The organism is Glutamicibacter halophytocola (assembly GCF_001302565.1).
GTDB classification, from domain to species: domain Bacteria; phylum Actinomycetota; class Actinomycetes; order Actinomycetales; family Micrococcaceae; genus Glutamicibacter; species Glutamicibacter halophytocola.
Genome location: NZ_CP012750.1, coordinates 2,827,678 through 2,853,879, shown reverse-complemented (window position 1 = coordinate 2,853,879; position 26,202 = coordinate 2,827,678). Strand labels below are relative to the sequence as shown.

Sequence of the window (26,202 nt, the reverse complement as noted above, 5' to 3'; positions counted from 1 at the left end):
CAAAGCAGCAATTGCCTAGGCATCTGGATTCCGCGGCGATCGAATCGGCAACAACAGAAGCAAGCCGAGAGCCAGCACCACGAGGATGCCCAGGATGCCAAAACGCTGGGCGCTCCCCGAAGCGACAAACGGGGTGGCCAAGGCAATGGACAACCCGAAAAGCCCGGGTGCCAAGAACGACACCGCTCGCCCGGTCGTAGCGTAGAGGCCGAAGAGCTCACCTTCGCGCCCGGCGGGGACCAGCCGGGAAAGGTAGGACCGCGAAGCGGACTGGGCGGGACCGACGAACAGGCACAACAGCAATCCGAAGATCCAGAAGCCGCTGGCCCCCGGAGAGAGGAAGACCCCGGCGCCGGCAACCAGCAGTCCCGCCAGCGAACCACAGATGACCTTTTTCGGTCCCAGCGTGTCGTCGAGCCGGCCACCCAATACTGCGCCGAGGGCCGCGACCAGATTGCCGGCAATGGCGAAGATGATGACTTCCGAGGGGGCGAAGCCGAACGTTCCTGCAGCGATGACGCCGCCAAAGGTGAAGATCGCGGCGAGGCCATCGCGGAAGACTGCGGATGAGCAGAGGAAGAAGAGCAGGTTGCGGTCGCTGCTCCACAAGTTCCTGATGGTCGCAAACAGCACCTTGTAGGAATCCTTGAGCGGGATTTTGACTGCACTGGCCGGTGGGGATTCGGGGATGATGAAAAACAGCGGCAGGGCAAAGACCAGGCACCAGCCCGCCGAGAAGAGAGCGATCAATCGCAGATTCAGCGAGTTCTCGCTGGAAGCCCCCGGCCACTGGACGATCGGTTCAACGAATCCGAAGAGCACGAGTGCCAAGGCGAGAATTCCGCCAACGTAGCCCATGCCCCAGCCGAATCCTGACACCTTGCCGACGGTGGCCTTGGTGGAGATCTGGTTGAGCACGGCGTTGTAGTTCACCCCGGCAAACTCGCTGACCACCGACATCAACGCGATAAGAATGGCCCCGAACCACAAGAACGCCGGATTCGGGTAGACAAAGAAACAGGCGGCGCAAATTGCAACGAGGATCAGCGTATTGACCACAATCCATAGTTTGCGCCGGCCAGCAGCATCAGCGCGCAACCCGGTGACGGGCACCAAAAAGGCGATGGCCAGGCCGCCGACGGTCAGTGCTTGGGAGAGCACCAGGGAGGCATGGTCCTTGTCGCCAAAAAGATCGCTGGTCAGGTACACCGTGAATACAAAGGTGATCATGACCGCGTTGATGGCGGCCTGGCCCCAGTCCCAGCTTGCCCATGCCAAGGTGTACTTGTTGAGCCATTTTTCGCTCACTGGCCTCGACATCGGCTGATTGATTGACATGGTCGAATCGTACCCGTTGCATGAGAACCATTGGTGAACCCCACACAGAAATTAGGCGTTCCTGTGTAAAAGCCCAAAATCAGCTGATCGCGGAAACAGCAGAAAATATGCCGCCAGCGTCACATCCCACGGAATCAGGCAGCGGCCGGCTGATAAAATTACAGGTGCAGACTATTTTTTCGTGGTCATCGCACTCTGCCCATCCGCCAGACGACAGAGGAGACACGTGCTAGTAATTCTCGCTGCGTTGTTTGTGACCGCTTTTTTGTGCCCGATGCTCTTCCGGGCGCTGAAACGAAACGCCTTTTATGTGGTGGCGGTCGTCCCGGCAGCGGGATTCGCCTGGCTCTTGACTCAGCTTCCGGGGGTGCTCGCCGCCGATGAATCCTTGGCCAACGGCGCGCCGAACGCACCACCATCCATTGGCATTCAGTGGATTCCCGGACTGAATATCGGATTGAACTTCCGGCTGGATTCGCTAGCGGCCACGATCCTGCTGCTGATTCTCGGCGTTGGCGCGCTGGTGCTGTTCTACTGCGCCCGCTATTTCAAGAACGATGACCCGCAAATCGGTGGATTTGCCGCCAAGATGGTCGCCTTCGCCGGAGCAATGACCGGCCTGGTCACCGCGGACGACGTGATCATCATGTTCATCTTCTGGGAAATCACCAGTGTCCTGTCGTACCTGCTGATTGGTTTTAACCAGGCCCTGATCACGGCCCGCCGTTCGGCGATGAATGCGCTGATTGTGACGACCCTGGGCGGGCTGGTGATGCTCGCCGGCATCTTGATGATCGGTGCCAAGGCCGGAAGCTACCAGCTTTCCGAGATCATCGCTTCTTCAGATCAGCTGGTCGCCTTGGGCGGCTACACCGACGTGGCAGTGGCCCTGATCATTGTGGGCGCCATTTCCAAGTCGGCGCTGGTGCCCTTCCACTTCTGGCTGCCCGGCGCCATGGCCGCGCCAACCCCGGTCTCCGCCTATCTGCACGCTGCCGCGATGGTCAAGGCCGGCGTCTACCTCATCGCCCGGCTGGCACCGGGCTTCGCCGACACCAACCTGTGGGCGCCGATGACGGTGGGCATCGGCATTGCGACCATGCTGATCGGCGGCTTCCGTGCGCTCAAGCAGTACGACCTCAAACTGATCCTGGCCTTTGGCACCGTCTCGCAGCTCGGATTCATCATCGCGATATTCGGCTTCGGCACCCCGGAAGCTGCCTTCGCCGCGCTGGCCATGACCTTGGCGCACGGGCTGTTCAAGGCGACGCTGTTCCTCAGCGTGGGCATCATCGACCACAACACCGGCACCCGTGATATTCGAAAGCTCAGCGGGCTGCGCCGTGCCATGCCAATCCTCACAGCCACCGCCGGGATCGCGGCCGCTTCGATGGCCGGAATCCCGCTGCTCTTCGGGTTCGTCGCCAAGGAAGCAGTCTACGAGTCAGCGTTGCACCTTGACACCCCGTGGGGCATGATCGCGCTGATCGGTCTGGTGCTGGGCGCCGGATTGACCATGGGCTATTCGCTGCGTTTCTTCTTCGGGGCTTTCGGGGTGAAGAAGCATTCGGTGCCTGCGCTGATCTGCAAGGCGCCCACCCTCATTTTCCTGGCACCGCTGCTGGTGCTTTCGGCGCTGACGCTCCTCCTTGGCGTCTACCCGCAGCTGGTGGAACCGCTGATGCTGCAGTGGTCTGAGGCCCAGGGCGGACCAGGCAAGATGCACCTGCTGCCGTTTGCCGGTTTTAATGCGGCCCTCGGGCTGAGCGCGCTGTCGGCGAGCTTGGGCCTGGCCTTCTACTGGATCCGCCGGCGAACCGATACCGGGGCACCACTGCGCCGGATGACGGTCTCGGCCGAAGAAATCTACCGCATGTCGGTGAACGCCTTGGACATGGCGGCGATTTGGATCACCGGTCGCACCCAGCGTGGTTCGCTGTCCTTCTACCTGGGAGTGATCCTGGGCGTAGTGCTGGTGCTTCCGCTGGGCATCGCCCTGACCGTGTCTACGCCATGGCCACAGAACTGGATTGTTGCCGATCATCCTGCCCAGCTGCTGATCGGCGCGATTATTATCGCCGGCGCCGTGGTGGCAATCATCGCCCCGAAGCGCTTCATGGCGGTGCTGATGGTCTCGGTTACCGGCTATGGCATGGTGGCAATTTTTGCGCTGCAGGGGGCACCGGATCTGGCGCTGACCCAGCTGCTGGTCGAAACCATCGTGCTGGTTTCCTTCGTGCTCGCCCTGCGCGCCCTGCCCAAGCGCTTGTGGGGCGGGGTGGTCCGTATCAAGTGGGGCCGCGCCCTGATGGCGATTGCCTTGGCAGTGATGGTCATTTACATTGCCATCGCCATGATGGGCGCCCGCCAAGAAGCCAGCATCTCGCTGGCCTGGCCGGAATTGGCCTACAACCAGGGCTACGGCAAGAACATTGTGAACGTTGCCCTGGTGGATATGCGTGTGTGGGACACCTTCGGTGAAATCACCGTGCTGGCGGCAGCTGCCACCGGCGTGGCGTCGCTGATCTTCGCAGGACGCAGCTTCGGCAACCGGGTGCGTGCCCACGAGGTGGCCCCGGGAAGCATCGATTCGGGCTCCGAAGCCATGGGCGGCAAGGACTCCAAGGAAGTGGAACTGCGCATTGCCAGGCGTTTCGCCTCCAGCGGCAACCAGGACTGGCTGATGGCAGGAAGCACCCTGGTCGCCGAACGGCGCTCCATCATTTTTGAAGTGGTCACCCGCCTGATGTTCCACTCGGTGCTGATCCTCTCGGTCTACACGTTGCTCACCGGGCACAATACGCCAGGTGGCGGTTTTGCCGGCGGGCTGATCGCAGGGCTGGCATTAACCATCCGCTACCTGGCCGGAGGACGCATCGAGCTCTCCGAGTCCATGCGGATCGCCCCGGGCATGCTGATCGGTGGCGGGATTGCGCTGGCCGGGCTGTCCGGAATTGTGCCGCTGCTGATGGGCGATGAAATATTCACGACCTATGCCATGGAATTCTGGTTCTTCGGCGACCACAAGTTTGTCACCTCCACCGTCTTCGATATCGGCGTCTACCTGGTGGTGCTGGGCCTGGTGCAGGATGTCTTGCGTTCGCTGGGCAGCGAGATCGATTCGCTCTCCGAAGGACGCAGCCCGGTGGATCGCCACGACTTTGTTGAAGCATCACGGACAGGAGTTGGACGATGAGCGTGAACATCACCTTCCTCGTGATTACCGGGGTGCTGCTGGCGGCCGGATTCTATCTGGTCCTTGAACGCACGCTGACCCGCGTGCTGCTGGGCATCATGCTGCTGGGCAACGGCATCAACCTGCTGATCCTCACCAGCGGCGGCCGGCGCGGAGTGGCACCGCTGTTCCAATCCGGATTGGCTGCCGAGGAATATTCGGATCCGTTGCCGCAAGCCCTGATCCTCACGGCCATCGTGATCACCTTCGCAGTCACCGCCTTCCTGCTGGCCATGATCTACCGTTCCTGGACGTTGACCAGCGCCGATGAACTGGCCGATGACACCGAAGATATCAAGGTCTCGCAGAAGACCGCATACGACGAAGAGGAAGACTCGCCGGTGGCAGAGGATACGACCGAATTCGTTGACGAAGAGGGCCGCCCAGTGCGCGAGGGGGAAGAGTGAATTTTCTGGATCTAGCACCCCTGGCCGTGGTCTTGCCGATTATCGGTGCCGGGGCGGCGTTCTTGGCACGGCGGCAGGTGCGCACCCAGCGCCTGATCACCATCGGGATCCTCTGCTTGACCCTCGTGCTGGAAGCGGGCATGCTCGCCGCGGTATGGGGAGGCGAAAGCTACGCCATCCACATCGGCGGCTGGGAGTCGCCCTTTGGCATCGCGCTGATGGTCGATGGCTTCAGCTCCTTCATGCTGCTGATTTCCACCCTGGTCTCGCTGGCAGTGCTCTTCTTCGCCACCAGCCAGGGCCTGGCCGACGGCGATGAGCCCGGCCCGGTGTCGGTCTTCCATCCGGCCTACCTGATCCTGCTCGCCGGTGTGTCCAACGCCTTCCTGGCCGCCGACCTGTTCAACCTGTACGTCGGGTTCGAAATCCTGCTGACCGCCAGCTACGTGCTGCTGACCCTGGGCGGAACTGCCGAACGCATCCGCGCCGGTACCACCTACGTGGTGGTTTCGGTGGTGTCCTCGGTGATCTTCCTGATGGCCATCGCCATGACCTATGCGGCGACCGGCACGGTGAATATGGCCGACCTGGCCGTGAAGCTGCCCGAACTGGACCAGGGCCCGCAATTGATTTTGCATGTGCTGCTGCTGATTGCCTTCGGCATTAAAGCGGCAGTGTTCCCGCTGTCCCTGTGGCTTCCGGACTCCTACCCGACGGCACCGGCACCGGTGACCGCGGTGTTCGCCGGCTTGCTGACCAAGGTGGGCGTCTACGCAATCGTGCGCACCGAAACACTGATTTTCCCGGGTGGCGCCGTGAACGCCGGGCTGCTGGTGGTGGCGGCGCTGACCATGGTGATCGGTATTCTTGGTGCGCTGGCGCAGACGGACTTCAAGCGCATGCTCTCCTTCACCCTCACCAGCCACATCGGATACCTGATTTTCGGCGTGGCTGTCGGGGGACCGCTGGCCATTGCGGCGACCATCTACTACGTGGGCCACCACATCATCGTCCAGACCTCGCTGTTCATGGTCGCTGGCCTGATAGAACGCCGTGCCGGAAGCTCCAATGTCACCAAGCTGGGCTCATTGGCCAAGCTTTCCCCGGCCCTGTCCCTGCTCTTCTTCATTCCGGCGATCAACCTCGGCGGCATTCCTCCGTTCTCCGGTTTCCTGGGCAAGTTCGGGCTGCTCCATGCCGCCGTGCAGGATGCCGACCCGCTGACCTGGGTGGTGGTGGGCGCCGGCCTGCTGACCAGCCTGCTGACGTTGCTGGCGATCATTCGTGTCTGGGCCCGCATCTTCTGGCGTCGCGCTGCCGATGCCGAGGTGCCGAACCAGGAGCTGGTGGATGAAGCAGCCCAGGTGGCGTCCGAAACCGCGGCTGGTGGAGCGCAGAACCCCGGCCTGGGCCTGAAGCTGGCCCGGGAATTGGAAGCTGCGTCCCTGCCCTGGGGCATGCGCTATGCCACCGGTTCGCTGGTGGCAGCGGGTATTGCCCTGACTATTTTTGCCGGGCCGATTTTTGAATTCTGTGAACGGGTCGCCGCGGAGCTCATTGCCCGCGACGCATACATCAACGCGATCTTGCCATTCTGATTGGAGGGATGATGCCGACTAAAAAATTGAAACCCGGTGACCAGCGTATTGATGATGCGCTGGATACCTCAGGCGTGCGCCACCGGGCGACGCTCAAGCAGGAATGGCCGCTGCTGGCCCTGCTGATTTTTGTGTGGTGCGCACTGTGGCAGGATTTCTCTCCGGCGAACCTGATCTTCGGTGTGATTATCGCGCTGGTCATCGTCACGCTCTTTCCGCTGCCTCCGGTGGTGCTTTCGGGACGCATGAACGTTTGGTACTGCCTGCAGCTATTCATCTGGTTTATCGGCCAGGTGTTTGTGGCCAGCTTCGAAGTGGCCCGACTGGCCATCTTCCGGGGAAAGAAGACCCGCAGCGGGGTCATTGCGGTTCCTTTGCGCACCGACTCGGATCTGATCGTGACAACGGTTGGCCATGTGCTGACCCTGATCCCGGGATCCTTCGTCATTGACGTGGACCGCAGTTCCTCAACGCTGTACTTGCACTACATCAATATCGAATCAAGGCAGGATATGGACCGCGCCCGCGAAGCCGTGCGCGACATTGAACGCCGGATGATCATGGCCATCGGCAGCCGGGATGAATTCGACGCGATCAAGCACGAATGCGGACCGAACCTGATGCGAATGAAGGGCAAAAAATGATGGAAATCGTGATGTGGATTTGCGGCATCATGCTGGGCTTGGCCACCGTTGCCTGTGTAATCCGCGTGGCCAAGGGCCCCTCGATTCTCGACCGCGTCCTCGCACTGGACGTGATGCTGCTGATCATCTCCGTGGCCCTGTGCCTGGAGATGGTCTACAACCGGCACTCCGACTACCTGCTCTTCGTCATTGCCGCTTGCACTTTGGGCTTCATCGGCTCGGTCACCGTCTCGCGCTACGTTTCTGACCAGAGGAATGCCTGATGGAGATGTTCGTGGATATTCTCGTGGCAGTACTGCTGATTGCCGGTTGCCTCATGTCGCTGATTGCCGGTATTGGCCTGCTGACCTTTCCCGACATGCTCACCCGCATGCATGCCGCAACCAAGCCCCAGGTCCTCGGGTTCTTGCTGATCTTCACCGGGCTGGCGATTCATCTGCGCAGCTGGGCTGTGGTTCCCGTGCTCTTCCTGGCATGGGGGATGCAGTTGTTGACCGCGCCGGTTTCGGCCCATATGATCGGGCGCTCCGGCTACCGCACCAAGCACGCTGCCAAGGATTCGCTCTATGCCGATGAGCTCAAGCAGATTGTAGACAAGACCAGCAGTGCCCCGCCCACCGGAACCTTCGATGCAACCTCGGGTGCATCGGGAAAATCTGAAGACTAGGACAACACAGCACGGGCATCCCGCCGACGGCGGGATGCCCGTGCTGTGTGCACTACTTGCTAAAGCGTGCGACTACCTTGTTGCTACCGCGGTCTGCCAGCACCTGAATGGTGGCTGCCACGATGGCCGAGAAGATCGCAAATCCGAGAGCCTGGCGCAGCGAAGCCTCGGCGGCTTCTTCACTTCCCTTGCGGGGTGCCTTGTTTCCGGTGAAACCCTTCCACAGCTGGTCAACCAGCTTGCTGCCGACAAAACCGGCGCCAATGGAAATTCCCGTGGTGGCAAGTTTCTGCACTGTATTCATTTTGCCCTCGCTTCAACGTCGTGACTTATCGTTCCTCTGCCCAGCATACCTGCGGTATGGTAGGTGGGCAGTAATTTTCCGACAGGGGAGCGTCAGACTTCGAAACTGGAGTCGCAAGACGCTGAGAGTGCGATAGATCGCAGACCCTCGAACCTGCTCCGGCTAGTACCGGCGAAGGAAGTCGAGCATCTCGGATGCGGACCGGGAGCATTGTGCCCTGGATCCGTACATCTCCCCTCCTTGATATAGGAGGACCACCAATGAACCAATCAGCAGCAAACCAGCGTTCTGGCTGGCGCGTCGTAGACATCGTCACCGCATCGGTCATCGCAGTCGCCTCGGGCGTCATCTTCTGGGCCTGGAGCGCAGGCTACGGGCTGTTCTCGCTGGCCTTTGCGGCCTTCCCGCCCGCGGCAGCGCTGCTCACCGGCGTTTGGCTCTTCCCCGCAGTGCTTGGCGCGCTGATTATCCGCAAGCCCGGCGCGGCCCTGTATTGCGAGCTGCTGGCAGCGGTGGTCGAAGCGCTGCTCGGTTCGCATTATGGCCTGACCGTGCTGCTGTCCGGCCTGGTCCAGGGCCTGGGTGCTGAAGTGGTCTTTGCCGCGTTCCGCTACCGCAAGTGGAACTTGGGCGTGGCATTGCTTGCAGGGCTCTTCTCTGGACTTTTCGCCGGTATTTCCGAGGCCTACATCATGGCCTACTACGTTGAATACACCCCGGCGCTGAAGCTGTTCCACGTGATCGCTACCGGTGTCTCCGGGCTGATTGTTGCAGGCCTGCTGTCCTGGCTGGCAACCCGCGGCCTGGCCAAGACCGGCGCGTTGAGCGCTTTGGCCAGCCGCCGGGCACACCTTGAATCCGGAAAACTGGCCGCAAAATGAGTTCGGTGGCTAACACCGGTGCCACGGCACAAACTCGGCGAGGCATCGAGATCATTGCTCGAGGTTTTTGCTGGCAACACCCGGAACGCTCGCAACCTGCCATCTCGGCATTTGACGTGCAGATCAACTCCGGCGAAAAGGTGCTGCTGATCGGCCCGTCCGGGGCAGGCAAGTCAACCTTGCTCCATGCCCTGGCCGGACTGCTGGAAGTCGATGGGGCCGAGCAGATCGCCGGTCAATTGCTCATCGACGGGTCGGACGCCTTCGCCCGGGAACACCCGGTGGGACTGATGCAGCAGGACCCGGAGACCCAGGTGGTGCAAAGCCGGGTCGCCGACGATGTGGCCTTTGGCGCCGAAAACCTGGCGGTGGATCCGGCCATCATCCGCCAGAGAATTCCCGAGGCCCTGGACGCGGTGGGGCTGGGCATGCTGCCCATGGACCACCGCACCCAGGAACTGTCCGGCGGGCAAAAGCAGCGCCTGGCCCTGGCCGGAATCCTGGCCATGCAGCCGGGGCTGATGCTGCTTGATGAACCCACCGCCAACGTCGACCCGGAAGGCATCGGGCCATTGCGCGATGCGGTGCTCAACGCCGCCCAGCTTAGTGGCGCCACGCTGATCGTGGTCGAGCACCGGCTGGATGCGTGGGCAGAACATATGGATCGAGTGATCGTCCTCGAACCAGGCGGAGGTGTCGCCCACGACCTGGACCCGCAACGGCTCATTGACGATGAAAGCCTGCGTGCAGAGCTTTCGGAGGCCGGGGTGTGGGTGCCAGGCTATTCGCCACAGGTCCAACCGGCCAGCCCCCGGCCCGGGGCGCTGCTTCTGGAAGCCGCCGAGCTGGTCAGCGCCCGCAGCGGGCAAGCGCCCCGGACCCAAGCGGTGGATCTGGCGGTGAGCGCCGGAACGGCGACGGTTATCCGCGGGGAGAATGGCGCCGGGAAATCCACCTTGGCACTGACCTTGGGCGGTTTGCTGGAACCGGCACAGGGAGCCCTGCAGGCTTCCGACGCGCTAGCCAACGGCCTGGGGAAATCACCGTTCAGCTGGCGGGCAGGAGCCCTGATCGGCCGGATAGGGTCGGTGTTCCAGGAACCCGAACACCAATTTGTCACCCAGAGCGTGCGCGAAGAATTGGCATTTGCGCCGCTGCGGGCGAAGGCAAGCGGCGGCCATGAGCTGAAGTATGAACCGCAGCAGGTTGATGCCCTGGTCGAGTCGCTGCTGCAGCGTTTGGGCTTGCAGCATCTGGCCGAAGCCAATCCCTTCACCCTTTCGGGAGGGGAGAAGCGCCGGTTGTCGGTGGGCACGGTGTTGGCCGCGGCCCCGGACGTGCTGATCCTGGACGAGCCAACCTTCGGGCAGGACGCCAGGACGTGGCGGGAGCTTGCCGGGTTGCTCGTGGAGCAATTGGAGCAGGACACTGCGATTATCGCAGTGACTCACGATGAGCATTTGGCCAGCGTTCTGGGGGCCCAGGAGATTCACCTGGCCGCTGTCGCGAAGCAACAGCCCGCGATAGCCAGGGGCCCGGTCCTGGACGCTCCGGTGGGCCACAGCTGGCTGGCGAAGATCAATCCCCTGGCCAAGCTGGGCGCGGTGGCAGCAGCCACCTTGCCCCTGATTACCACCTTGGATTGGGTTTCGGCGCTGGTGGTCGTGGCTGCGACCATCCTGGCCTTCCCCTTGGCGGGCTTGAGCCCGGCAAGATTCTTCAAGCGGGCCTGGCCCCTGCTGATCGCCGGGGTGGTGGCCGCTTGGGGCATTGCCCTGGTGGGGCAGGACAGCGGCGCCGTGTATGCGCAGCTGGGGATCTTCAGCATCACCGAGGGCTCGGTCCACGGCGGTATCGCCACCGGCTTGAGGGCCTTCGCCTTGGCGCTTCCATGCATTTTGCTGCTGGCAACCACCAATCCCAGCGACTTGGGCGGGGCACTGTCGCAGCAGTTGCGAGTTCCGCACCGTTTTGTGCTCGGAGCGCTGGCTGGCATGCGCCTGCTAGGGCTGATGGTCGAAGAATTCGCCACTCTCGGGCTGGCTCGGCGGGCGCGCGGGGTGGGCAGCTTCGGCACCGTTGCCCAGCGCATCTCCGCGAAGCTGGGCCAGTGCCTGGCCCTGCTGGTCCAAGCACTTCGCCGGGCCGGGCGGCTGGCGGTCACCATGGAAGCCAAGGGCTTCGGCATCGGGCAACGCACCTGGATTCGCACAGCCACCTTCACCAGCAAGGATGCCGCGGTGCTGTTGGCGGGCATCGTGCTGGGCACCGTGGCTGTAGGCGCGGCCGTGCTGGCCGGCACCTACAACCTGGTCTGGGGCTAGCGGATCGCCTCGCTGAGGGCGCTGAGCTCTTCATGGAGCTCGGCGTCCAAGCGCAGCGGCTTGGCGTCGATGGTGCGCACCGGGGTGAGCAGGCGGATGGAAGAAACCAGCCATACGCCGTCTGCCTGGTAGAGGTCCTCGGGACGCAATGGGCCGTAGCCCAGTTCCCAGCCATCCTGGGCTGCCGCATCAAAAATGGCGCTCTGCGTGGTTCCCGGCAAGATGCCGGTTTCCAGCATCGGGGTCAGCAGGCGCTTGGTCTCGCCATCGCGCTGGGCCACCAGCACGGTAGAGGTTGGCGCTTCGAGCACGATGCCGTCGGCCGAGGTGAAAATGACGTCGTGGGCTCCGTGCTTGCGGGCGTAGCGCAGGGCCGCCATGTTCACTGAGTAGGACAGGGTTTTGGCGCCCATCATCAGCCACGGTGCGCGTTCGGAGAGTTTCGAGTCGTAGCCGCGATCCAGCAGCAACACGTCGACACCGGTCTCGCGCTGTTCCTTGCCCAAGGCCGGGGCCGGGGTGACCGTGACCCAGCAGATGGCCGGATCCTCATCGTGCTGGCCGCGGGCTGCAACTAGCTTGACCACTGCTTCTTCGGCGCCGCCGGTGGCATCAAAGTCGGCGACTGCGGTATCCACCGCCGCGTACCAGCTGCGCGCATCGGGGATGACCAGATCGGCCACCTCGGCCGAGGTGGCCAGGCGGGCCAAGTGGGCCTCGATTTTTCGGACAGCCTGGTTGGTGTAGAGCATCGATTCGAAAACACCGTCACCGCGGGTGACTCCCTGCGCGGTGACCAGAAGCTGGGGTGCTGAAATATCGGCCAAGTAGCCTGCCGGATAGGCCGGATCCAAGAATACTAGTGAGCTCATACCTACAGATTATCGAACCCATGCCACTTCCGTGGCCTTTCTTCTGAATGGTGTTCAGACAAGGCGAAGAATCTTAGATAAGCTGGGCGGAGGCATTTGAGCTGCCTGACGCAGATCAGAGCCGAAAATTGCGTCGATCATCGTGCATTGCCAAGGGGGTGCCTTAGTGTTGCCAAGCAATGAAGTGCTGGTGCAAATCGGTGGCGTGCTGTGGAGCATCCTGGTCGCTATCGAACTCGCGGTTCGCTACTTCATGATCGGCATCGTCCCCGGCAATCGGCGCCCGACAACGGCCATGGCCTGGTTGCTGGCGATCTTCTTCCTCCCCGTGGTCGGGCTGCTGGCCTACTGGCTGTTTGCCAATCCGCGCCTTTCTCGCCGCCGCTTGGAAAAGCAGCAACGCGCCCATGCGCAGATCATGGATGCCACCAGGCACATGCAGATGCCGGAGGAGTTCCATTCACAAGAAGAGTGGGTTGAATCCGCGGTGATGCTCAACCGCAACCTCGGCGCGATGCCGCTGGAAGGCGGCAACAGTGTCGAGGTGATTTCCGAGTATCGTTCCTCCATGGAGTCGATGCGCGAAGAAATCGACAAGGCCACCCGCTATGTCCACATCCAGTTCTACATCATGGGTGATGACGAAGAATATGTTGGACCGGTGCTCGACGCGCTGGAGCGGGCAGTCCAGCGCGGGGTGCACGTGCGCTTGCTCTTCGACCACCTGGGCACCTTGCGGGTCAAGGGCTATGGCGAGCTGAAAAAACGGCTCAAGAAGTCGGGCATCAATTGGCGTCCGATGCTGCCCATCGACCTGATTGGCCGGCGCTGGCGCCGCCCGGATTTGCGCAACCACCGCAAGATCTTGGTGATCGACGGGGAAGTCGGCTTCACCGGAAGCCAGAACTTGATTGAGCCCGGCTACAAGCGCAAGTCCTCGCACAAGGTCGGGCGTGAATGGGTTGAAATGATGCTTCGCGTTGAAGGCCCATTGGTGCGCAGCCTGGACGTGACCTTTGCCATCGACTGGTGGCAAGAGGATGACGACCAAGAAGTGCTGATGGACATGAACGAGGCACGGCATCCGCTGGCTTATGAAGAGCGCCCGGGCTCTACTCTGGCCCAGCTGCTTCCCAGCGGTCCGGGCTTTGGCACGGAGAATAACCTGCGCCTGTTCAACACGCTGATCTACTCGGCGTCCGAACGCCTGGAAATTACCAGCCCCTACTTTGTCCCCGACGATTCGCTGCTTTATGCGATCACCACGGCCGCGCAGCGCGGGGTGGAAGTGGAACTGTTCGTCTGTGAAGAAGGAGACCAGTTCCTGGTCCATCACGCGCAGCAGTCCTACTACCAGCAACTGCTGGAAGCAGGCGTGCGCATCCACTGCTATCCCGCTCCGATGGTCCTGCATACCAAGTGCTTCACCGTGGACGATGACGTCGCCGTGGTGGGCTCCTCGAATATGGACATGCGCTCATTCAGCTTGAACATGGAAATTTCGGTCATGCTCCTGGGCAAGGACATGGTCGATGCCGTGAATGCGGTGCAGAACCACTATCGGGAGATTTCTTCGGAAATTACCTTGTCGCAGTGGCGCCGCCGTCCGCGCATGCAGCGCTGGATCGACAATGTGGCCCGCTTGACCGCTACCTTGCAGTAGCGGCTGGGAAGCTGGCTCCCAGCGCCTGGAGCACGCCACGGGACTTGGTGATGACTTCGTCCCATTCATCCTGAGGCACCGAATCCGCGGTGATGGCGCCGCCGAGTCCCAGCGACAAGCGCCACGACTGGTCGGGGAGCCTGTCGCAGACCAGGGTGCGGATGACTACCGAGAAATCCGCGGCTCCATCGGCCCCGAGATAGCCCACGGCGCCGGAATACAAGCCGCGCGCCCGATGCTCTTCGAGTTCGTCCAAGATGTTCATGGTCGATAGCTTGGGGGCGCCGGTCATCGATCCGGGCGGGAAGGCTTCGCGCAAAGCATCGGCTGCAAGTTCTGGGGACTGCAAGGCTGCATCAATGGTGGAGACCATTTGGTGCACCGTGGCATAGCTTTCCACCGAGCACAGCCGGGTCACGCGCACCGACCCCGGCACCGCATGATGGGAGAGATCGTTGCGCAACAGGTCGACGATCATGATGTTCTCGGCACGATCCTTGGGATGCGTGGCCAAATCATGCTTGAGCGCCAGATCGGTTTCCTCGTCGATGCCTCGCGGCCGGGTTCCCTTGATCGGCTCGGCGCGCAGCCGGCCGTTCTTGGACAGCGCAAGGAAGCGCTCGGGGGAGATGCTGGCGACTTCAAGATCGGTGAGCCGAAGATAGTGCGCAAACGGCGCCGGGCTGGACTGGCGCATCCGGCAGTAGGCTTCGAAGGGGTTGAAGTCCTCTGCATGGGCTGTCAGCTCGGTGGTCAGGCAAACCTCGTAGGTGTTGCCCTCGTAGATTTCATGCTGGGCACGGCGTATCTTCTCCTGGTATCCGGAGGCCGTGTCGGCGCAGCTGAATTGCGGAACGGGGAGTGCTGCACTGGCGCGATGCGATGGCGGATTGCCTAGCAGGATGGTGATGGCGGCATCCGGTTTGCCGGTGCTGTGCAGGTGCATCCGCGAAAGCTGGTGGTCGATGACCACGATGGTATCGGGGGCGAAGAATTGCGCGTCGGGACGGCAGGATCCCTCAGCGATGTGCGCGTGGAGATTCGCGGCACCCACTTCGCGCTTGAGCTCGTAGCCCAGGTAGCCGACCCACAACGGCAAGGGGTACTCGGTGTCCAGCGGAGCGGTTGGCGGCCACAGCCCTGCGAGCGAATCAAAAAAGCCGTGGCCCAGTTGCACGCGTGCACCGGGAAGGCGGAGCGTGGTTCCGCTGGCATCGGCGGTGAGCAGCGGGGGTTGCTGGGCGGTGGAGAATGCGAGCAGGGAATACCGGTTGCGTCCTAGCGGATCCTCCAGATGCTGGCTGGTGGATTCCAGCAGGGCTGCATGCGGCAGCCGCTCGGTGAGCGCTTCGAAGAGCGCGGCCGCGTCGGCTGGTGCTTGATAGCTTTGGCGCAGCGTGGGCACGCTGTTGGCCTGGGACCCGATCAGGCCCAATGGCTTGCTCCCTGCCGGCAGAAACCGCGAAGCCTCGACCAGGGCGGAGAGCGGATCGGCGAGTGTTGCGGTGTTGATGACCAAGTCAGCATGGTGCTCCGGCGAATTTGCGGCCAGATAGCCGTTTTCCTGATCAGCCCAGGTGCTCCAGAATGGCGTGTAGGTCTGGCCGTCGCGGGCGAGGGCGCGCTCGCGCCGAAGGTCCTCTGGCGCGTCAAGCCAGATGCCCACATCGATGAAGCTCGCCGCCTGGTCATTGAGCGCGCCGACACCTTCGATGATCACGATCCTGCCCGGGGAGAAGATTTGCTGTTCCCCCAGGCAGCCAGCGGCCCAATCCCAGGTGGGGTAGGCGACTTGTTCCCCGCGGGCCAGTGCAGGAAGCAACTGGTTGTACAGCTCGCAGGCATGGCCCAGTCCGTGCCAGCCTTGATAGAGGTCTTCCAGGCGCAGCACAGCCACCGGCGAAGTGGCTGAGAGGCGTTGCGCTAGGTCTGATGAGAAGGTGCTTTTGCCTGAACCGGAGCGTCCATCAATGGCAATGAAAGTTGGTCTAGCGGTTTCCACGAGAAGCGATATTACTCCGCACGTAATCTACAAGGGCGGGCAGGGAAGCAGAAATAAGTTTCCAGGTTTCACGGAAGTCGCCGGCATCGCCATACCAGGGGTCGTAAACGCCCTGGCGGTCATGCGGCGAGCTGGCGGCCTGCGGATCAAAGGAGCGGAACATGCGCAGCTGAGGTCGTTGCGACGGGTCGAGCTCCGCCAACTCTGGTACCAGTTCTTCGAAGTGGTCGGTGTCCATGGCCAGGACGAGATCCATATCGGCCAATTCATCGGCGTCGATTTGGGCAGCGACATGTTCTGAGGCGTCCAGTCCATGGCTGTGCAGGATGCTGGCGGCGCGCTCGTCGATGGGGTTGCCGACTTCGCCGTCGGTGATGGCCCGCGAGAGTACTTGAACTTCGTTGACGTCGGCATTAACCAAGGCGTCTTTGAGCATGTACTCGGCCATAGGCGAACGGCAGATATTCCCCGTGCACACGATCATTATCCGGAACATGGCATCAGTCTATGGGCACAAGCGCTCTGGTGCGATAGCTACGCGCCCGAAAGTCGGGCATAAATCGGTAACGTTTCAGGGTTGATGCCGCTAGTGCAGGAACAGCAGCAGAAGAGCGACAAGGATGAACAGGACCCCGAAGAGGATGTTCAGCATCTTTGCGCCGCGGTAGGTGGCGGTGAAGCGCTGGAAAGTGCGTGCGGTTCCGGCAAAGAAGAAGTACATCACCAGGATGTCCACGGCGATGACCGTTCCGATGTACAACGCGTATTGACCCAGCAGCGGCTGATCCGCGTTGATGAATTGCGGGGTGAAAGCCAAAAAGAACACGATGGCCTTGGGATTGAGCAAGTTGACCAGGATCCCGCGGTTGAGCATCGCGCGTCGGGTCAGCTGCCGCCCCGAGGTGGTTCCATCGGAGGCCACTTCCGGCTTGGACAGCAGCATTCGGATTCCCAGATACACCAGGTAGGCCGCTCCGGCATATCGGATGATGGCAAAGAGCGCTGGGCTATTGGCTACCAGGATTCCAACGCCGGCGGCGACAATCACTACATGGATGAGCAAGGCGATTTGCTGTCCGAGGATGCCCCAGATGGAGGCGCGCCAGCCTTGGCGCATCGAATTGTTCATGGTGTTGATGGCGCCAGCACCGGGAGTGAAGCTGATGATGATGCAGGCGCTGAGCAGGGAAAACCACAGTGAAAGAGTCACCGGTTAATGCTAGTGCCCGCTGGCGGGTTCGAGGGATTCGCGGGACTTTGCGTTACGGCTTCTTGACGGGCAGCGTCGACCCCGGCGATGGCATCGTTCATGAAGCGGGTAACGATCTGGAGTTCTTGGTCGTTGTAGGTGCCGATGACTTCCATCATTTTCATGCCCAGCGGCATGAACATTTGGCGTCCCTTGAGCCGGGCCTTGTCGGTTGGAGAGATCCGGATGACTCGTCGATCCTGGTCGGAGCGCAGCCGTTCAATCATGCCCAGGCGTGCGAGGCGGTCCAGCATCGCAGTGGTGGCGGGGGAACTCAATTGCAGTTCATGGCTCAGGTCCTTGGGGGACGGCAGTGCTCCGCGTTGCTGGTACTTCATGATGATGGACAGGGCGTTCATGTCCGTTCGGTGGGTGCCGAATTGCGCTCCCGTGGATTCAACATAGCGGTCGGTTGCCTGGCTGAATTCCTGTAGGAGCACCACCAGCTGCTGGTAGTCGCTTGCAGTCATAGCCGCAATCCTAAACCGTTTTGGCCGGTGTCCAGAAAAAATAGTTCGATGGTGGAACTATCTAGGGTAATGTTGGATTCACATCGAGGATCGATGCGCAGAGCGCGACTATGAATGAGGAAACGCGAAAGTGCCACAACAAACCCAGCTAGCAAACGGCTCGTCCACTACCAGAAAAAGAAAAAGCATAGGTATAAGAGCTGGAATCTACGCTGTCTTGATTCTGCTGTGGCTCGGCGTGGCTGGACTTGGCGGACCCACTTTCGGGAAGCTTTCCGAAGTCCAGACCAATGACCAGACCTCTTTCCTTCCGGCCAGCGCAGAAGCCACCCGGGCCCTTGAATGGCAGAACAAATTCCAAACTTCTGAAGCGATCCCCGCCGTCGTGGTCCTAACCGGCACGGGGCAACTAGAGACTTCTGCCGTCACTGCGCTCGCCGAAAAGCTTGCCGGCTTCACATACCTCGAAGGGGATGTGGTTGGCCCGTTTATTTCCAAGGACGGGCAAGCTGCTGAACTGCTCGTACCAATCTCCGGCGAGACCGAAGCCAAAGAAGGCGTGGAGGAACTGCGCTCCCTGATCGCCGAGGAAAAGCCCGAAGACACCACTGCCTACGTGACCGGTCCGGCAGGGTTCAGCGCGGACCTGGCTGAAGCCTTCGGCGGCATCGACGGTGTTCTGCTGGGCGTGGCACTGGCAGCGGTGCTGGTTATCCTGCTGCTGGTCTATCGCTCGTTGTTGCTGCCCATCACGGTGCTGATGACCTCGATGGTTGCCCTCTGCGCCGCGATTCTGAGCGTCTATTTCATGGCCTCGGAAGGCTGGATCCGGTTGGATGGCCAGGCCCAAGGCATCCTTTCCATTTTGGTGATAGGCGCGGCCACGGATTACTCGTTGCTCTTTGTCGCACGGCACAAGGAAGCCTTGGTCGCCGGCGCTGACAAGTGGCAGGCAGTGTCCACGGCGTTCAGGAGCTCGCTGGAGCCGATTATCGCTTCGGGTGGCACCGTTACCGTGGGCCTGCTTTGCCTGCTCTTCTCGGATTTGAACTCCAACAAGGCTCTGGGGCCCATCGGCGCTTCGGGCATCATCTTCTCGATTATTGCTGCACTGAGCTTCTTGCCAGCAGCATTGGGGCTCTTGGGCAGGGCCGCCTACTGGCCATTTGCTCCCAAGCCTCAAAGCGGTCAACAGGACCAGGGGATCCCGGCGGGCCTGTGGGGCAGGATCGCTGGATTTGTCGCCCGGCATCCACGGCCGATCTGGATGATCACAGTTGTCGTCCTGGCCGCGGGAGTTCTGGGTGTCACCGGGCTCAAGGCCCACGGAGTGCCTCAAAGCGAACTGGTGGTTGGCGGTTCCGAAGCCCGGGATGGCCAGGTAGCGCTGGGCGAGCATTTCCCGGGAGGAACCGGCTCCCCGGCAACGGTGATTGTTGATCAAGCAGATGCCCAGGCAACCCTGGACGAGGCTCTTGATGTGACGGGCGTTGACTCAGCGTACCTGCAGGCCGAAAATGGCGGCCCTGCGGTTGCCGAGCGCGGAATTGAGCCGTATGAGGTCCAGGGGCGGAACCTCATTTCTGTGACCCTGGCCGATGCCGCCGACTCCGATGAGGCCAAGCAAACTATCGTTGCGCTGCGCGATGCAGTGCACCAGGTCAATTCGCAAGCGCTGGTTGGCGGCACCACCGCCACGCAGCTCGATACCAATGCAACGGCGCAGGCGGACCTCTACAAGATCATCCCCACAACTCTGGGCGCGATCCTGGTGATTCTGATGCTGCTCTTGCGCTCGGTGCTCGCACCATTGCTCTTGATGATCACCACGGTGCTCTCCTATGGAACGGCCATGGGCGTTAGCGCATTGGTCTTCAATAATGTCTTCAACTATGTTGGCGCGGATCCTTCGGTGCCGTTGTTCGGCTTTGTATTCCTGGTAGCGCTGGGCGTGGATTACAACATTTTCCTCATGACAAGAGTGCGCGAGGAGTCCTTGAAAATCGGCACCTATGAAGGCATGCGCCGCGGGCTGCAGGTCACCGGCGGCGTGATTACTTCTGCAGGTGTTGTTCTTGCGGCAACCTTCGCCGCACTAGGGGTTGTACCCATCATGTTCCTGGGACAGCTGGGGTTCATTGTTGCCTTCGGCGTGCTTCTTGACACTTTTATTGTCCGCAGTCTGCTCGTGCCAGCACTGGTGGAGGAGATTGGGCCAAAGGTCTGGTGGCCCTCCAAATTGGCACGCAAAACTGGCGCCAGCAAGTAGCGGGAACGTGGTGAAAGTCTCCGGCATATCAAGGGCAAAGCGGGGATGGTCACAGGCCAATCGGGTTCAAGCACTGTAGAGTGGATACTTGTGCACCTCCGGATTTGACCGGATGCATGCGTCGACAGTTTAGATTTCCCCTCCAGCTGATTCCCCGGAATGATTCCGTGCGGATTCACCGGTGGTTGCAGGCCAGAACGATGGCCCTGCGCGGTGCGGACTTCCTCCTGGCTCGGCGAGACCCAGCGCCACGGCTCGTGGCGTGCGAATCAGAGAGAAAGCTTGAATATGTCCGTAACTTTTAGCGCCCTGGGCGTGCCTGGAAACCTTGCCAAAGTCCTTTCCGAGAGCGGAATCGAAACCCCCTTCCCGATCCAGGAAGCCACTTTGCCATCCACTTTGGCTGGCGGCGATGTCCTTGGCCGCGGACAGACCGGTTCCGGCAAGACCTTGGCTTTTTCGTTGCCACTGGTCGCTCGCTTGGCACAGCGTCCACAGCGCCGCAAGGCCCGCTTCCCCCGCGCATTGATCATGGCGCCAACCCGTGAATTGGCAACCCAGATCGCCAAGACTGTCGATCCCCTGGCGAAGGCTAGCGGCCTGCGCACCACCGTCATCTACGGCGGCGTGGCCCAGAGCCGCCAGGAAAAGGCCATGAATGACGGTGTTGACATTGTCATTGCCTGCCCTGGCCGACTTGATGATCTGATCAAGCAGAAGATCGTTGACCTGTCCCAGCTGGAGATCTCGGTGCTGGACGAGGCCGACCACATGGCTGATATGGGCTTCCTGCCGGTAGTTCGCCGCATCATGGATCGCATGCCAACCGGCATCCAGCACATGCTGTTCTCTGCCACTTTGGATAACGGAGTGGACAAGGTGGTCAAGCGCTACCTGAGCAACCCGACCATTCACTCGGTGGATGCGCCGGAAGCCGCTGTGAACACCATGGAGCACCACGTATTCGTGGTTCCCAGCGATGACAAGAAGGAACTCATTCGGGTTCTGGCCCAGGGCACGGCCCGCCGCATCATGTTCATGCGCACCAAGCACCACGCCAAGAAGATGGCCGTCACCCTGTCCAAGGCTGGCGTTCCCGCAGTAGACCTGCACGGCAATCTCTCGCAGAATGCCCGTGACCGCAACCTGGCTGCTTTTGCATCCGGCGAAGCAAAGGTTCTTGTCGCCACCGACGTTGCCGCCCGTGGCGTGCATGTTGATGGCGTGGAGCTGGTCGTTCACATCGATCCACCAGCAGAGCACAAGGCATACACCCACCGCTCGGGCCGTACCGCGCGTGCAGGTTCGGATGGAACCGTGGTCACCATCTGCACCCCTGATCAGCAGGGCGACGTTGCTACCTTGCTGAGGCAGGCCGGACTGAAGGTGCCTTTCGAAAAGGTCAACCTGGAATCGCCAGTTGTGGCCAAGGTTGTTGGCGAAGTTGCCGAGCACGTTCCTTACGTTGCTCCAGTGCAGCAGAAGCGAAACCCGGCGAAGAACAAGCCTGCTGGCGAATCTTCCAACGCTCGTGGTGGCCGTGGTGGCGGACGCAACGCACGCGGTGGCAAGCCTGCTGGTGAAAGCCAGGGCCGTGGTGGCGAGCGCCGCCGTCCGGAGCGCGACGGCGCCATGGGCCAGGGCGAGCGTTCAGCCCGCGCATCGCGTGGTGCCAACGCCGACCGACCGGCCCGCGGAGCCCGTGGCGCCAACACCGAGCGTCCATCCGGCAGCGGCCGCGGTACACGCACTGCCGGCCAGGGCGGCCAGTCCGCCCGTCCAGCCACCGGCAGCGGCCGCGGACCGCGCCGGGCGAGCAGCCCTGCAACGCACAGCGGCCGCTAAAGCCTCGATCTAGCAAACCAGCCCGGGGACCAGTTCAGCATTGTGAACTGGTCCCCGGGCTGTTTTATTTTCCGGCCGGATCCGCGGCTACAGGACGATGAAGGCCAGCCAGGCCAGGACCGGGCGGCTACGATCATGCACATGCCCCACGCCCATATTTTTGAACCGGGGCTTCCCGTAGCCGCTGACGCCCGTTATGTACCGGACTATGCCGCGACGCTCGGCGACTATCTGGGAGTGCTCGATGCCCATGGCATGAGCCACGGTGTGCTGGTGCAGCCAAGTTTCCTGGGCACCGACAACAGCTATTTGCTCGAAGCCCTGGCTCGGCACCCGGAGAGGTTGCGGGGTGTCATCGTGGTGGATGATTACAAGCTGGAGCGCGAGTTGTCGGAAGAGCGCGTGCGGCATCTGGACGCTGCCGGCGTGCGAGGGGTGCGCCTGAACCTGCTCGGCAAGCCGCTGCCGCAGATATCGGGAGCGAGCTGGCAGCTGGTCGGACGGATTATGCAGCGCCACGGATGGCATTTGGAAATCCAGGCCAGTGCGCAGCAATGGGTAACCCTGGGGCCGGCGCTGGTTCAGTGGCCGGCACTGCTGGTGATCGATCATCTGGGATTGCCGGATGCCGCCGTGCCCGAAGGCCGAGCCGCGGTGCTGCAGCTCGCCGTGCGCGACAGCGCCTAGGTGAAGGTGTCCGGGTGCTACCGCAGCACGCTGGAGGGGGCCTCGTCCATGGTGGCGGAGCTGCTGGCTGCCGGGGCGGGGGAGCGCATGGTCTTCGGCAGCGATTGGCCTTTCACTCGCCATGAGGACAATTACTTTGGGCAGCTCAAGGCATGGGATCGCGAGGCTGTCGGCGCTGACCATTTCCAGCAGCTGTTCTCGGACAATGCGTCTCGGCTCTTTGCACTCTCCTGACAGTGTTGCCGCCGTAAAGCGCCGCCCGGGGTTCCGTGCAGTTCCATCTTGCGGCCTCGCCTTCAGGCTTGGGGGTGGCTTGCTTCCTGTGCGCTGCGCGGAAAAGATGAGCGTAACGGCACTGTGCTGTCGTTTTGGAAACGCTTACCTCAAAAAAGACCGATAAAAATTGTAAAATTTTCACTTCATCGCGTTCAAAAATGTAAATATTGGAAACGCTTGCACTCGAAGGTTTCCGTTAAGTAGTGTGGTTTGGATCACCGACATGCTGCTTCTTGCGGCCTGTCGTTCGCCCCTTCGATTCCAATGGAGCATTTCGTGAACAGCAAAAGCGCTGCCTTAGCTGCGTGCAAAGAATATCCGCCACACCAAGGGCCGCAGCACCTATGGCGCCGCCGATTGACCGCTCTGACGGCCACGCCCCTGCTGGTCCTGGTGTCCATGGTTCCACTAGCCGTGTCCCCTGCCTCTGCCGAGGAAGCCACCGTGACATTGGCAGGTAGTTTCCAAGACGAGTTGGGTTGCGCTGCAGACTGGGATCCAAGCTGCGTGGCCACCTTGATGGACGATTCTGACGGGGACGGAATCTATGAGTTTACGACAGGCCAAATTCCAGATGGGACCTACGATTTCAAGGCAACGCACAACTTCGGCTGGGACGAAAACTATGGTGTAGACGGGGCTGCTGGAGGTGCGAACTACACTCTCTCGGTAAAGTCGGGGGACCAGGTGAGCTTCAAATACGATTCTGAAACTCACATTGTCCAGATCGGCGGAACCAGTGAATCAGTGGCCGGCGTAGGACAGTCCAAGGCTCAATGGATTTCAACCGATACGATTGCCATCCCCCGGGATCTGGGTAGTGGGCAGAGGTTTGCCCTCTATGCTTCTAAGGACGCCAGCCTGAGATTGGACGGGGAAGTGATCTCGGGAGCCAAGCCCATAGAACTAGCTACGGTTATAGGCGGGCTCACTAACGCTCAGCGGAAGAAATTCCCGCATCTGGTCAACTACCGTGCCGTACATGTAGACATGGCACACGAAGAAACTGCCACCGCCTTGCGCTCCCAGTTGGCATTGGCACGTTTTGAGACGCAGGGAGAGGACTCTAAGCTGACAGCCTTCACCGGCGTGCAGACTGCTGGAGCGATTGATGAGCTCTACGCCCAGGGGCTTGAGAATGTCGAATTAGGCGTCAGCTTCACAGGAAAGAAGCCCACATTCCGGCTCTGGGCTCCGAGTGCGCATCGGGCGACTCTTCTCATTACTGATAAAAACGAGAAGACTTCGCGGCATGATGCCACCTTCGACAAAAACAGCGGAGCATGGACCGTCAAGGGCAAGCCTCAATTCACTGAAGCCAAATACCTCTGGGAAGTTCAGGTCTTTGTTCCAGAGACCGGCAAGATTGAAACGAATATTGTCACCGACCCGTATTCGGTCGCGTTGACCATGAACTCCACCCAGTCGGTGGCCGTGAACCTGGAAGATCCCAAGCATCAGCCCAAGCAGTGGCGCAAAGCCAAAGCAGCCGGCGTGGAAAAAGACGTGGATCGAAGCATTTATGAGCTGCAGATCCGCGACTTCTCGGTCTCCGACTTTTCGGTGCCGGAAGAGCAGCGAGGTCGCTACGGAGCCTTCGGAACCAACGGTGCTGGTAGCAAGCAGCTCAAGCAGCTCGCCGAAGCCGGGCTGACTACAGTTCACCTGTTGCCAAGTTTCGATATTGCGAGCATCGAAGAAGATGAAAACCAGCGCATCGAAACCAGCTGCGATTTGGAATCGCTGCCCGCCGCCTCACCCAAGCAGCAAGAATGCGTGAGCGCGCACGCTGCCGACGATGGATTCAACTGGGGTTATGACCCATTCCATTTCATGGCCCCTGAGGGATCCTATGCGAGCAATCCCGATGGCGCCGAGCGCGTAGAGGAATTCCGCGGCATGGTTGGGTCTCTGCATGAGATGGGGCTGGAAGTCGTCTTGGATCAGGTCTTCAACCACACGGCGGCTTCGGGGCAGGCGGATCAAAGCGTGCTGGACAAGATCGTGCCCGGCTACTTCCACCGGCTGGATGCCGCCGGCCAGGTCGAGACCTCTACCTGCTGCCAGAATCTGGCAACCGAGCACGCCGCAGCGCAGAAGCTGATGATCGATTCACTGGTGGTCTGGGCGAAGGACTACAAGGTTGATGGTTTCCGCTTTGATCTCATGGGACACCACTCGCGGGAAACCATGGAAGCAGCACGCAGTGCGCTGGATGAGCTGGAGCCAGGGCGCGATGGCGTGGATGGCGAGTCCATCTACCTGTATGGCGAGGGATGGAACTTCGGGGAAGTCGCCGACAATGCCCGTTTCTATCAGGCGACCCAGGGGCAGCTGAACGGCACCGGAATTGGTACATTCAATGATCGATTGCGCGATGCGATCCACGGTGGAAGTCCGGTCGATTCGTCTTCGACTTTCCAGCAGGGCTTTGGAACCGGTTTGGGAACCGACCCCAACGGGCATGCGGTCAACGGTACTGCCGAAGAAGCGCTAAAGGATCTGGGCCACGAAACCGACCTCGTGCGGTTGGGTCTAGTTGGCAACCTTGCCGGGTATGAGTTTCTGACGTCTGAGGGCCAGATGCAGCGCGGTGATGAACTGGACTACCGCGGAGCGGCAGCCGGCTATGCCTCGCAGCCCGGGGAAGTGATCAACTATGTTGATGCCCATGACAATGAGACGCTCTACGATCTGACCGTGCTCAAGCTGCCTCGTGGCACATCCATGGAGGACCGGGTGCGCATGAATACTTTGTCGCAGGCGGCAGTGATGTACTCGCAAGCAGTTCCGTTCTGGCATGCCGGAACTGAGCTGCTGCGCTCCAAATCACTGGACCGCAATAGCTATAACTCGGGGGACTGGTTCAATCGCATTGACTTCTCCGGGCAGGAGAATACCTTCGGTTCCGGCCTGCCGCCGGAGGCCGATAATAATGAGAAATGGGACCTGATGGCTCCATTGCTGGAAGATCCAGAGCTTAAGCCGGATGCGCAAGCGATGTCTCGGGCTGAAGGTGCGGCACTTGATCTGCTGCGCACCCGTCGAGACGTCGGCTTGCTGCGATTGGGCTCTGCTGAGCTGATCGAGCAGAAGGTGAGTTTCCCGCTCAGTGGTCCAAAAGCGGAACCAGGAATCATCGTGATGCGTATCGATGACAGGGCGGGCGAGGACGCCGATAGCGAGCATGACGGAGCCCTAGTGGTCTTCAATGCTTCGCCGCAGGATCACACGCAAGTCGTCGAGGAATTGGCAGGACATGAATACGACTTGGCTGAAGCGCTCGAACAGGGAAGCGATAAGCGCGTGAAATCCACATCGTTTGACAGCTCGTCGGGCAAGCTGATGATTCCTGCAAGGACCGCTGCGGTGCTGGTGGAAGCTGAAGGGGGCGCCCGGTAGCTCTGGGCACTGCGAAAATCGCGGGTCGGTAAACCTGATGACAGGTTTGCCGGCCCGCTGGTTTAAGCC

At 61.1% G+C, this 26,202-nt stretch carries 19 protein-coding genes, 1 pseudogene and 1 riboswitch; of the genes and pseudogenes, 13 read left to right on the top strand and 7 right to left on the bottom strand.

The window, feature by feature from the left end; all coding sequences use genetic code 11:
- Positions 1 to 15: 15 nt before the first annotated feature.
- Positions 16 to 1,338: an MFS transporter gene (locus tag AOZ07_RS13210; RefSeq protein WP_060702403.1), complete on the bottom strand. Its 1,323-nt coding sequence runs from the start codon at positions 1,336 to 1,338 to the stop codon at positions 16 to 18.
- Positions 1,339 to 1,564: 226 nt separating this feature from the next.
- Here AOZ07_RS13210 and AOZ07_RS13205 point away from each other — a divergent pair, with 226 nt between their 5' ends.
- The 6 genes from AOZ07_RS13205 to mnhG are packed head-to-tail and all read left to right on the top strand — an operon-like array spanning position 1,565 to position 7,889.
- Positions 1,565 to 4,534 (top strand): Na+/H+ antiporter subunit A, encoded by a 2,970-nt coding sequence (locus AOZ07_RS13205; RefSeq protein ID WP_060702402.1) that lies wholly within the window; start codon positions 1,565 to 1,567, stop codon positions 4,532 to 4,534.
- Complete coding sequence (locus AOZ07_RS13200; RefSeq protein ID WP_022874324.1) at positions 4,531 to 4,980, top strand: Na(+)/H(+) antiporter subunit C; 450 nt, start codon at positions 4,531 to 4,533, stop codon at positions 4,978 to 4,980. Before AOZ07_RS13205 ends, AOZ07_RS13200 begins: the two co-directional genes overlap by 4 nt.
- Complete coding sequence (locus AOZ07_RS13195) at positions 4,977 to 6,578, top strand: Na+/H+ antiporter subunit D (protein WP_060702401.1); 1,602 nt, start codon at positions 4,977 to 4,979, stop codon at positions 6,576 to 6,578. Before AOZ07_RS13200 ends, AOZ07_RS13195 begins: the two co-directional genes overlap by 4 nt.
- Before the next feature lie 11 nt (positions 6,579 to 6,589).
- Entirely contained in the window at positions 6,590 to 7,222 is a 633-nt protein-coding gene (locus AOZ07_RS13190) for a Na+/H+ antiporter subunit E (RefSeq protein WP_335334220.1), read from the top strand.
- Positions 7,219 to 7,485, top strand: a complete 267-nt coding sequence (locus tag AOZ07_RS13185) for an MrpF/PhaF family protein (protein WP_060702400.1) — start codon at positions 7,219 to 7,221, stop codon at positions 7,483 to 7,485. The genes AOZ07_RS13190 and AOZ07_RS13185 overlap by 4 nt, the downstream gene beginning before the upstream one ends.
- The gene (gene mnhG / locus AOZ07_RS13180) at positions 7,485 to 7,889 is read left to right on the top strand and encodes a monovalent cation/H(+) antiporter subunit G (RefSeq protein WP_060702399.1); all 405 of its coding nucleotides are present in this window, start codon (positions 7,485 to 7,487) and stop codon (positions 7,887 to 7,889) included. The genes AOZ07_RS13185 and mnhG overlap by 1 nt, the downstream gene beginning before the upstream one ends.
- A gap of 52 nt (positions 7,890 to 7,941) precedes the next feature.
- Here mnhG and AOZ07_RS13175 read toward each other — a convergent pair whose 3' ends face one another.
- On the bottom strand, positions 7,942 to 8,193 hold the full coding sequence (locus AOZ07_RS13175) for a DUF4235 domain-containing protein (protein WP_060702398.1): 252 nt from the start codon (positions 8,191 to 8,193) through the stop codon (positions 7,942 to 7,944).
- Positions 8,194 to 8,266: 73 nt separating this feature from the next.
- A riboswitch (TPP riboswitch) is annotated at positions 8,267 to 8,390 on the top strand.
- 63 nt (positions 8,391 to 8,453) lie between these two features.
- Here AOZ07_RS13175 and AOZ07_RS13170 point away from each other — a divergent pair.
- Positions 8,454 to 9,074 (top strand): ECF transporter S component, encoded by a 621-nt coding sequence (locus AOZ07_RS13170; RefSeq protein ID WP_060702397.1) that lies wholly within the window; start codon positions 8,454 to 8,456, stop codon positions 9,072 to 9,074.
- Entirely contained in the window at positions 9,071 to 11,398 is a 2,328-nt protein-coding gene (locus tag AOZ07_RS13165; RefSeq protein ID WP_060702396.1) for an ATP-binding cassette domain-containing protein, read from the top strand. The genes AOZ07_RS13170 and AOZ07_RS13165 overlap by 4 nt, the downstream gene beginning before the upstream one ends.
- Here AOZ07_RS13165 and AOZ07_RS13160 read toward each other — a convergent pair.
- Entirely contained in the window at positions 11,395 to 12,270 is an 876-nt protein-coding gene (locus tag AOZ07_RS13160) for an aminodeoxychorismate lyase (RefSeq protein ID WP_060702395.1), read from the bottom strand. The two genes, AOZ07_RS13165 and AOZ07_RS13160, sit on opposite strands and share 4 nt — an antisense overlap.
- 169 nt (positions 12,271 to 12,439) lie before the next feature.
- Between AOZ07_RS13160 and cls the strand changes: the two genes are divergently transcribed.
- A complete protein-coding gene (gene cls, locus AOZ07_RS13155; RefSeq protein ID WP_253917643.1) occupies positions 12,440 to 13,933 on the top strand; it encodes a cardiolipin synthase in 1,494 nt (497 codons plus the stop codon).
- On the opposite strand, the gene AOZ07_RS13150 is transcribed toward cls, so the two are convergent.
- The 4 genes from AOZ07_RS13150 to AOZ07_RS13135 all read right to left on the bottom strand — a co-directional run bounded on the left by AOZ07_RS13150 (position 13,920) and on the right by AOZ07_RS13135 (position 17,654).
- The gene (locus tag AOZ07_RS13150) at positions 13,920 to 15,935 is read right to left on the bottom strand and encodes a chorismate-binding protein (protein ID WP_060702394.1); all 2,016 of its coding nucleotides are present in this window, start codon (positions 15,933 to 15,935) and stop codon (positions 13,920 to 13,922) included. The two genes, cls and AOZ07_RS13150, sit on opposite strands and share 14 nt — an antisense overlap.
- Complete coding sequence (locus AOZ07_RS13145; RefSeq protein WP_060702393.1) at positions 15,922 to 16,431, bottom strand: low molecular weight protein-tyrosine-phosphatase; 510 nt, start codon at positions 16,429 to 16,431, stop codon at positions 15,922 to 15,924. The genes AOZ07_RS13150 and AOZ07_RS13145 overlap by 14 nt, the downstream gene beginning before the upstream one ends.
- 90 nt (positions 16,432 to 16,521) lie before the next feature.
- The gene (locus AOZ07_RS13140) at positions 16,522 to 17,145 is read right to left on the bottom strand and encodes a LysE family transporter (protein ID WP_060702392.1); all 624 of its coding nucleotides are present in this window, start codon (positions 17,143 to 17,145) and stop codon (positions 16,522 to 16,524) included.
- The gene (locus AOZ07_RS13135) at positions 17,142 to 17,654 is read right to left on the bottom strand and encodes a MarR family winged helix-turn-helix transcriptional regulator (RefSeq protein WP_022874311.1); all 513 of its coding nucleotides are present in this window, start codon (positions 17,652 to 17,654) and stop codon (positions 17,142 to 17,144) included. Before AOZ07_RS13135 ends, AOZ07_RS13140 begins: the two co-directional genes overlap by 4 nt.
- A 217-nt stretch (positions 17,655 to 17,871) precedes the next feature.
- On the opposite strand from AOZ07_RS13135, the gene AOZ07_RS13130 reads away from it, so the two are divergent.
- The 4 genes and pseudogenes from AOZ07_RS13130 (at position 17,872) to pulA (ending at position 26,133) form a co-directional block, all read left to right on the top strand.
- Positions 17,872 to 19,923 carry an MMPL family transporter gene (locus AOZ07_RS13130; RefSeq protein WP_236995189.1) on the top strand — a complete coding sequence of 684 codons (2,052 nt, stop codon included), beginning with the start codon at positions 17,872 to 17,874 and terminating at the stop codon, positions 19,921 to 19,923.
- Between the two features lie 288 nt (positions 19,924 to 20,211).
- Positions 20,212 to 21,768: a DEAD/DEAH box helicase gene (locus AOZ07_RS13125; RefSeq protein ID WP_060702391.1), complete on the top strand. Its 1,557-nt coding sequence runs from the start codon at positions 20,212 to 20,214 to the stop codon at positions 21,766 to 21,768.
- Between the two features lie 135 nt (positions 21,769 to 21,903).
- A pseudogene (locus AOZ07_RS18275) lies at positions 21,904 to 22,689 on the top strand (amidohydrolase family protein).
- A gap of 399 nt (positions 22,690 to 23,088) precedes the next feature.
- Positions 23,089 to 26,133, top strand: a complete 3,045-nt coding sequence (gene pulA, locus AOZ07_RS13110) for a pullulanase-type alpha-1,6-glucosidase (protein WP_060702388.1) — start codon at positions 23,089 to 23,091, stop codon at positions 26,131 to 26,133.
- Positions 26,134 to 26,202 lie beyond the last annotated feature (69 nt).

What these genes read in the sequence shown, in the direction of transcription:
- AOZ07_RS13175 (WP_060702398.1), bottom strand. Translation starts at nt 8,193, where the DNA reads ATGAATACAGTGCAGAAACTTGCCACCACGGGAATTTCCATTGGCGCC.
- AOZ07_RS13165 (WP_060702396.1), top strand. Translation starts at nt 9,071, where the DNA reads ATGAGTTCGGTGGCTAACACCGGTGCCACGGCACAAACTCGGCGAGGC.
- mnhG (WP_060702399.1), top strand. Translation starts at nt 7,485, where the DNA reads ATGGAGATGTTCGTGGATATTCTCGTGGCAGTACTGCTGATTGCCGGT.
- AOZ07_RS13160 (WP_060702395.1), bottom strand. Translation starts at nt 12,270, where the DNA reads ATGAGCTCACTAGTATTCTTGGATCCGGCCTATCCGGCAGGCTACTTG.
- AOZ07_RS13145 (WP_060702393.1), bottom strand. Translation starts at nt 16,431, where the DNA reads ATGTTCCGGATAATGATCGTGTGCACGGGGAATATCTGCCGTTCGCCT.
- AOZ07_RS13125 (WP_060702391.1), top strand. Translation starts at nt 20,212, where the DNA reads ATGTCCGTAACTTTTAGCGCCCTGGGCGTGCCTGGAAACCTTGCCAAA.
- AOZ07_RS13185 (WP_060702400.1), top strand. Translation starts at nt 7,219, where the DNA reads ATGATGGAAATCGTGATGTGGATTTGCGGCATCATGCTGGGCTTGGCC.
- AOZ07_RS13190 (WP_335334220.1), top strand. Translation starts at nt 6,590, where the DNA reads ATGCCGACTAAAAAATTGAAACCCGGTGACCAGCGTATTGATGATGCG.
- AOZ07_RS13200 (WP_022874324.1), top strand. Translation starts at nt 4,531, where the DNA reads ATGAGCGTGAACATCACCTTCCTCGTGATTACCGGGGTGCTGCTGGCG.
- AOZ07_RS13210 (WP_060702403.1), bottom strand. Translation starts at nt 1,338, where the DNA reads ATGTCAATCAATCAGCCGATGTCGAGGCCAGTGAGCGAAAAATGGCTC.
- AOZ07_RS13135 (WP_022874311.1), bottom strand. Translation starts at nt 17,654, where the DNA reads ATGACTGCAAGCGACTACCAGCAGCTGGTGGTGCTCCTACAGGAATTC.
- AOZ07_RS13170 (WP_060702397.1), top strand. Translation starts at nt 8,454, where the DNA reads ATGAACCAATCAGCAGCAAACCAGCGTTCTGGCTGGCGCGTCGTAGAC.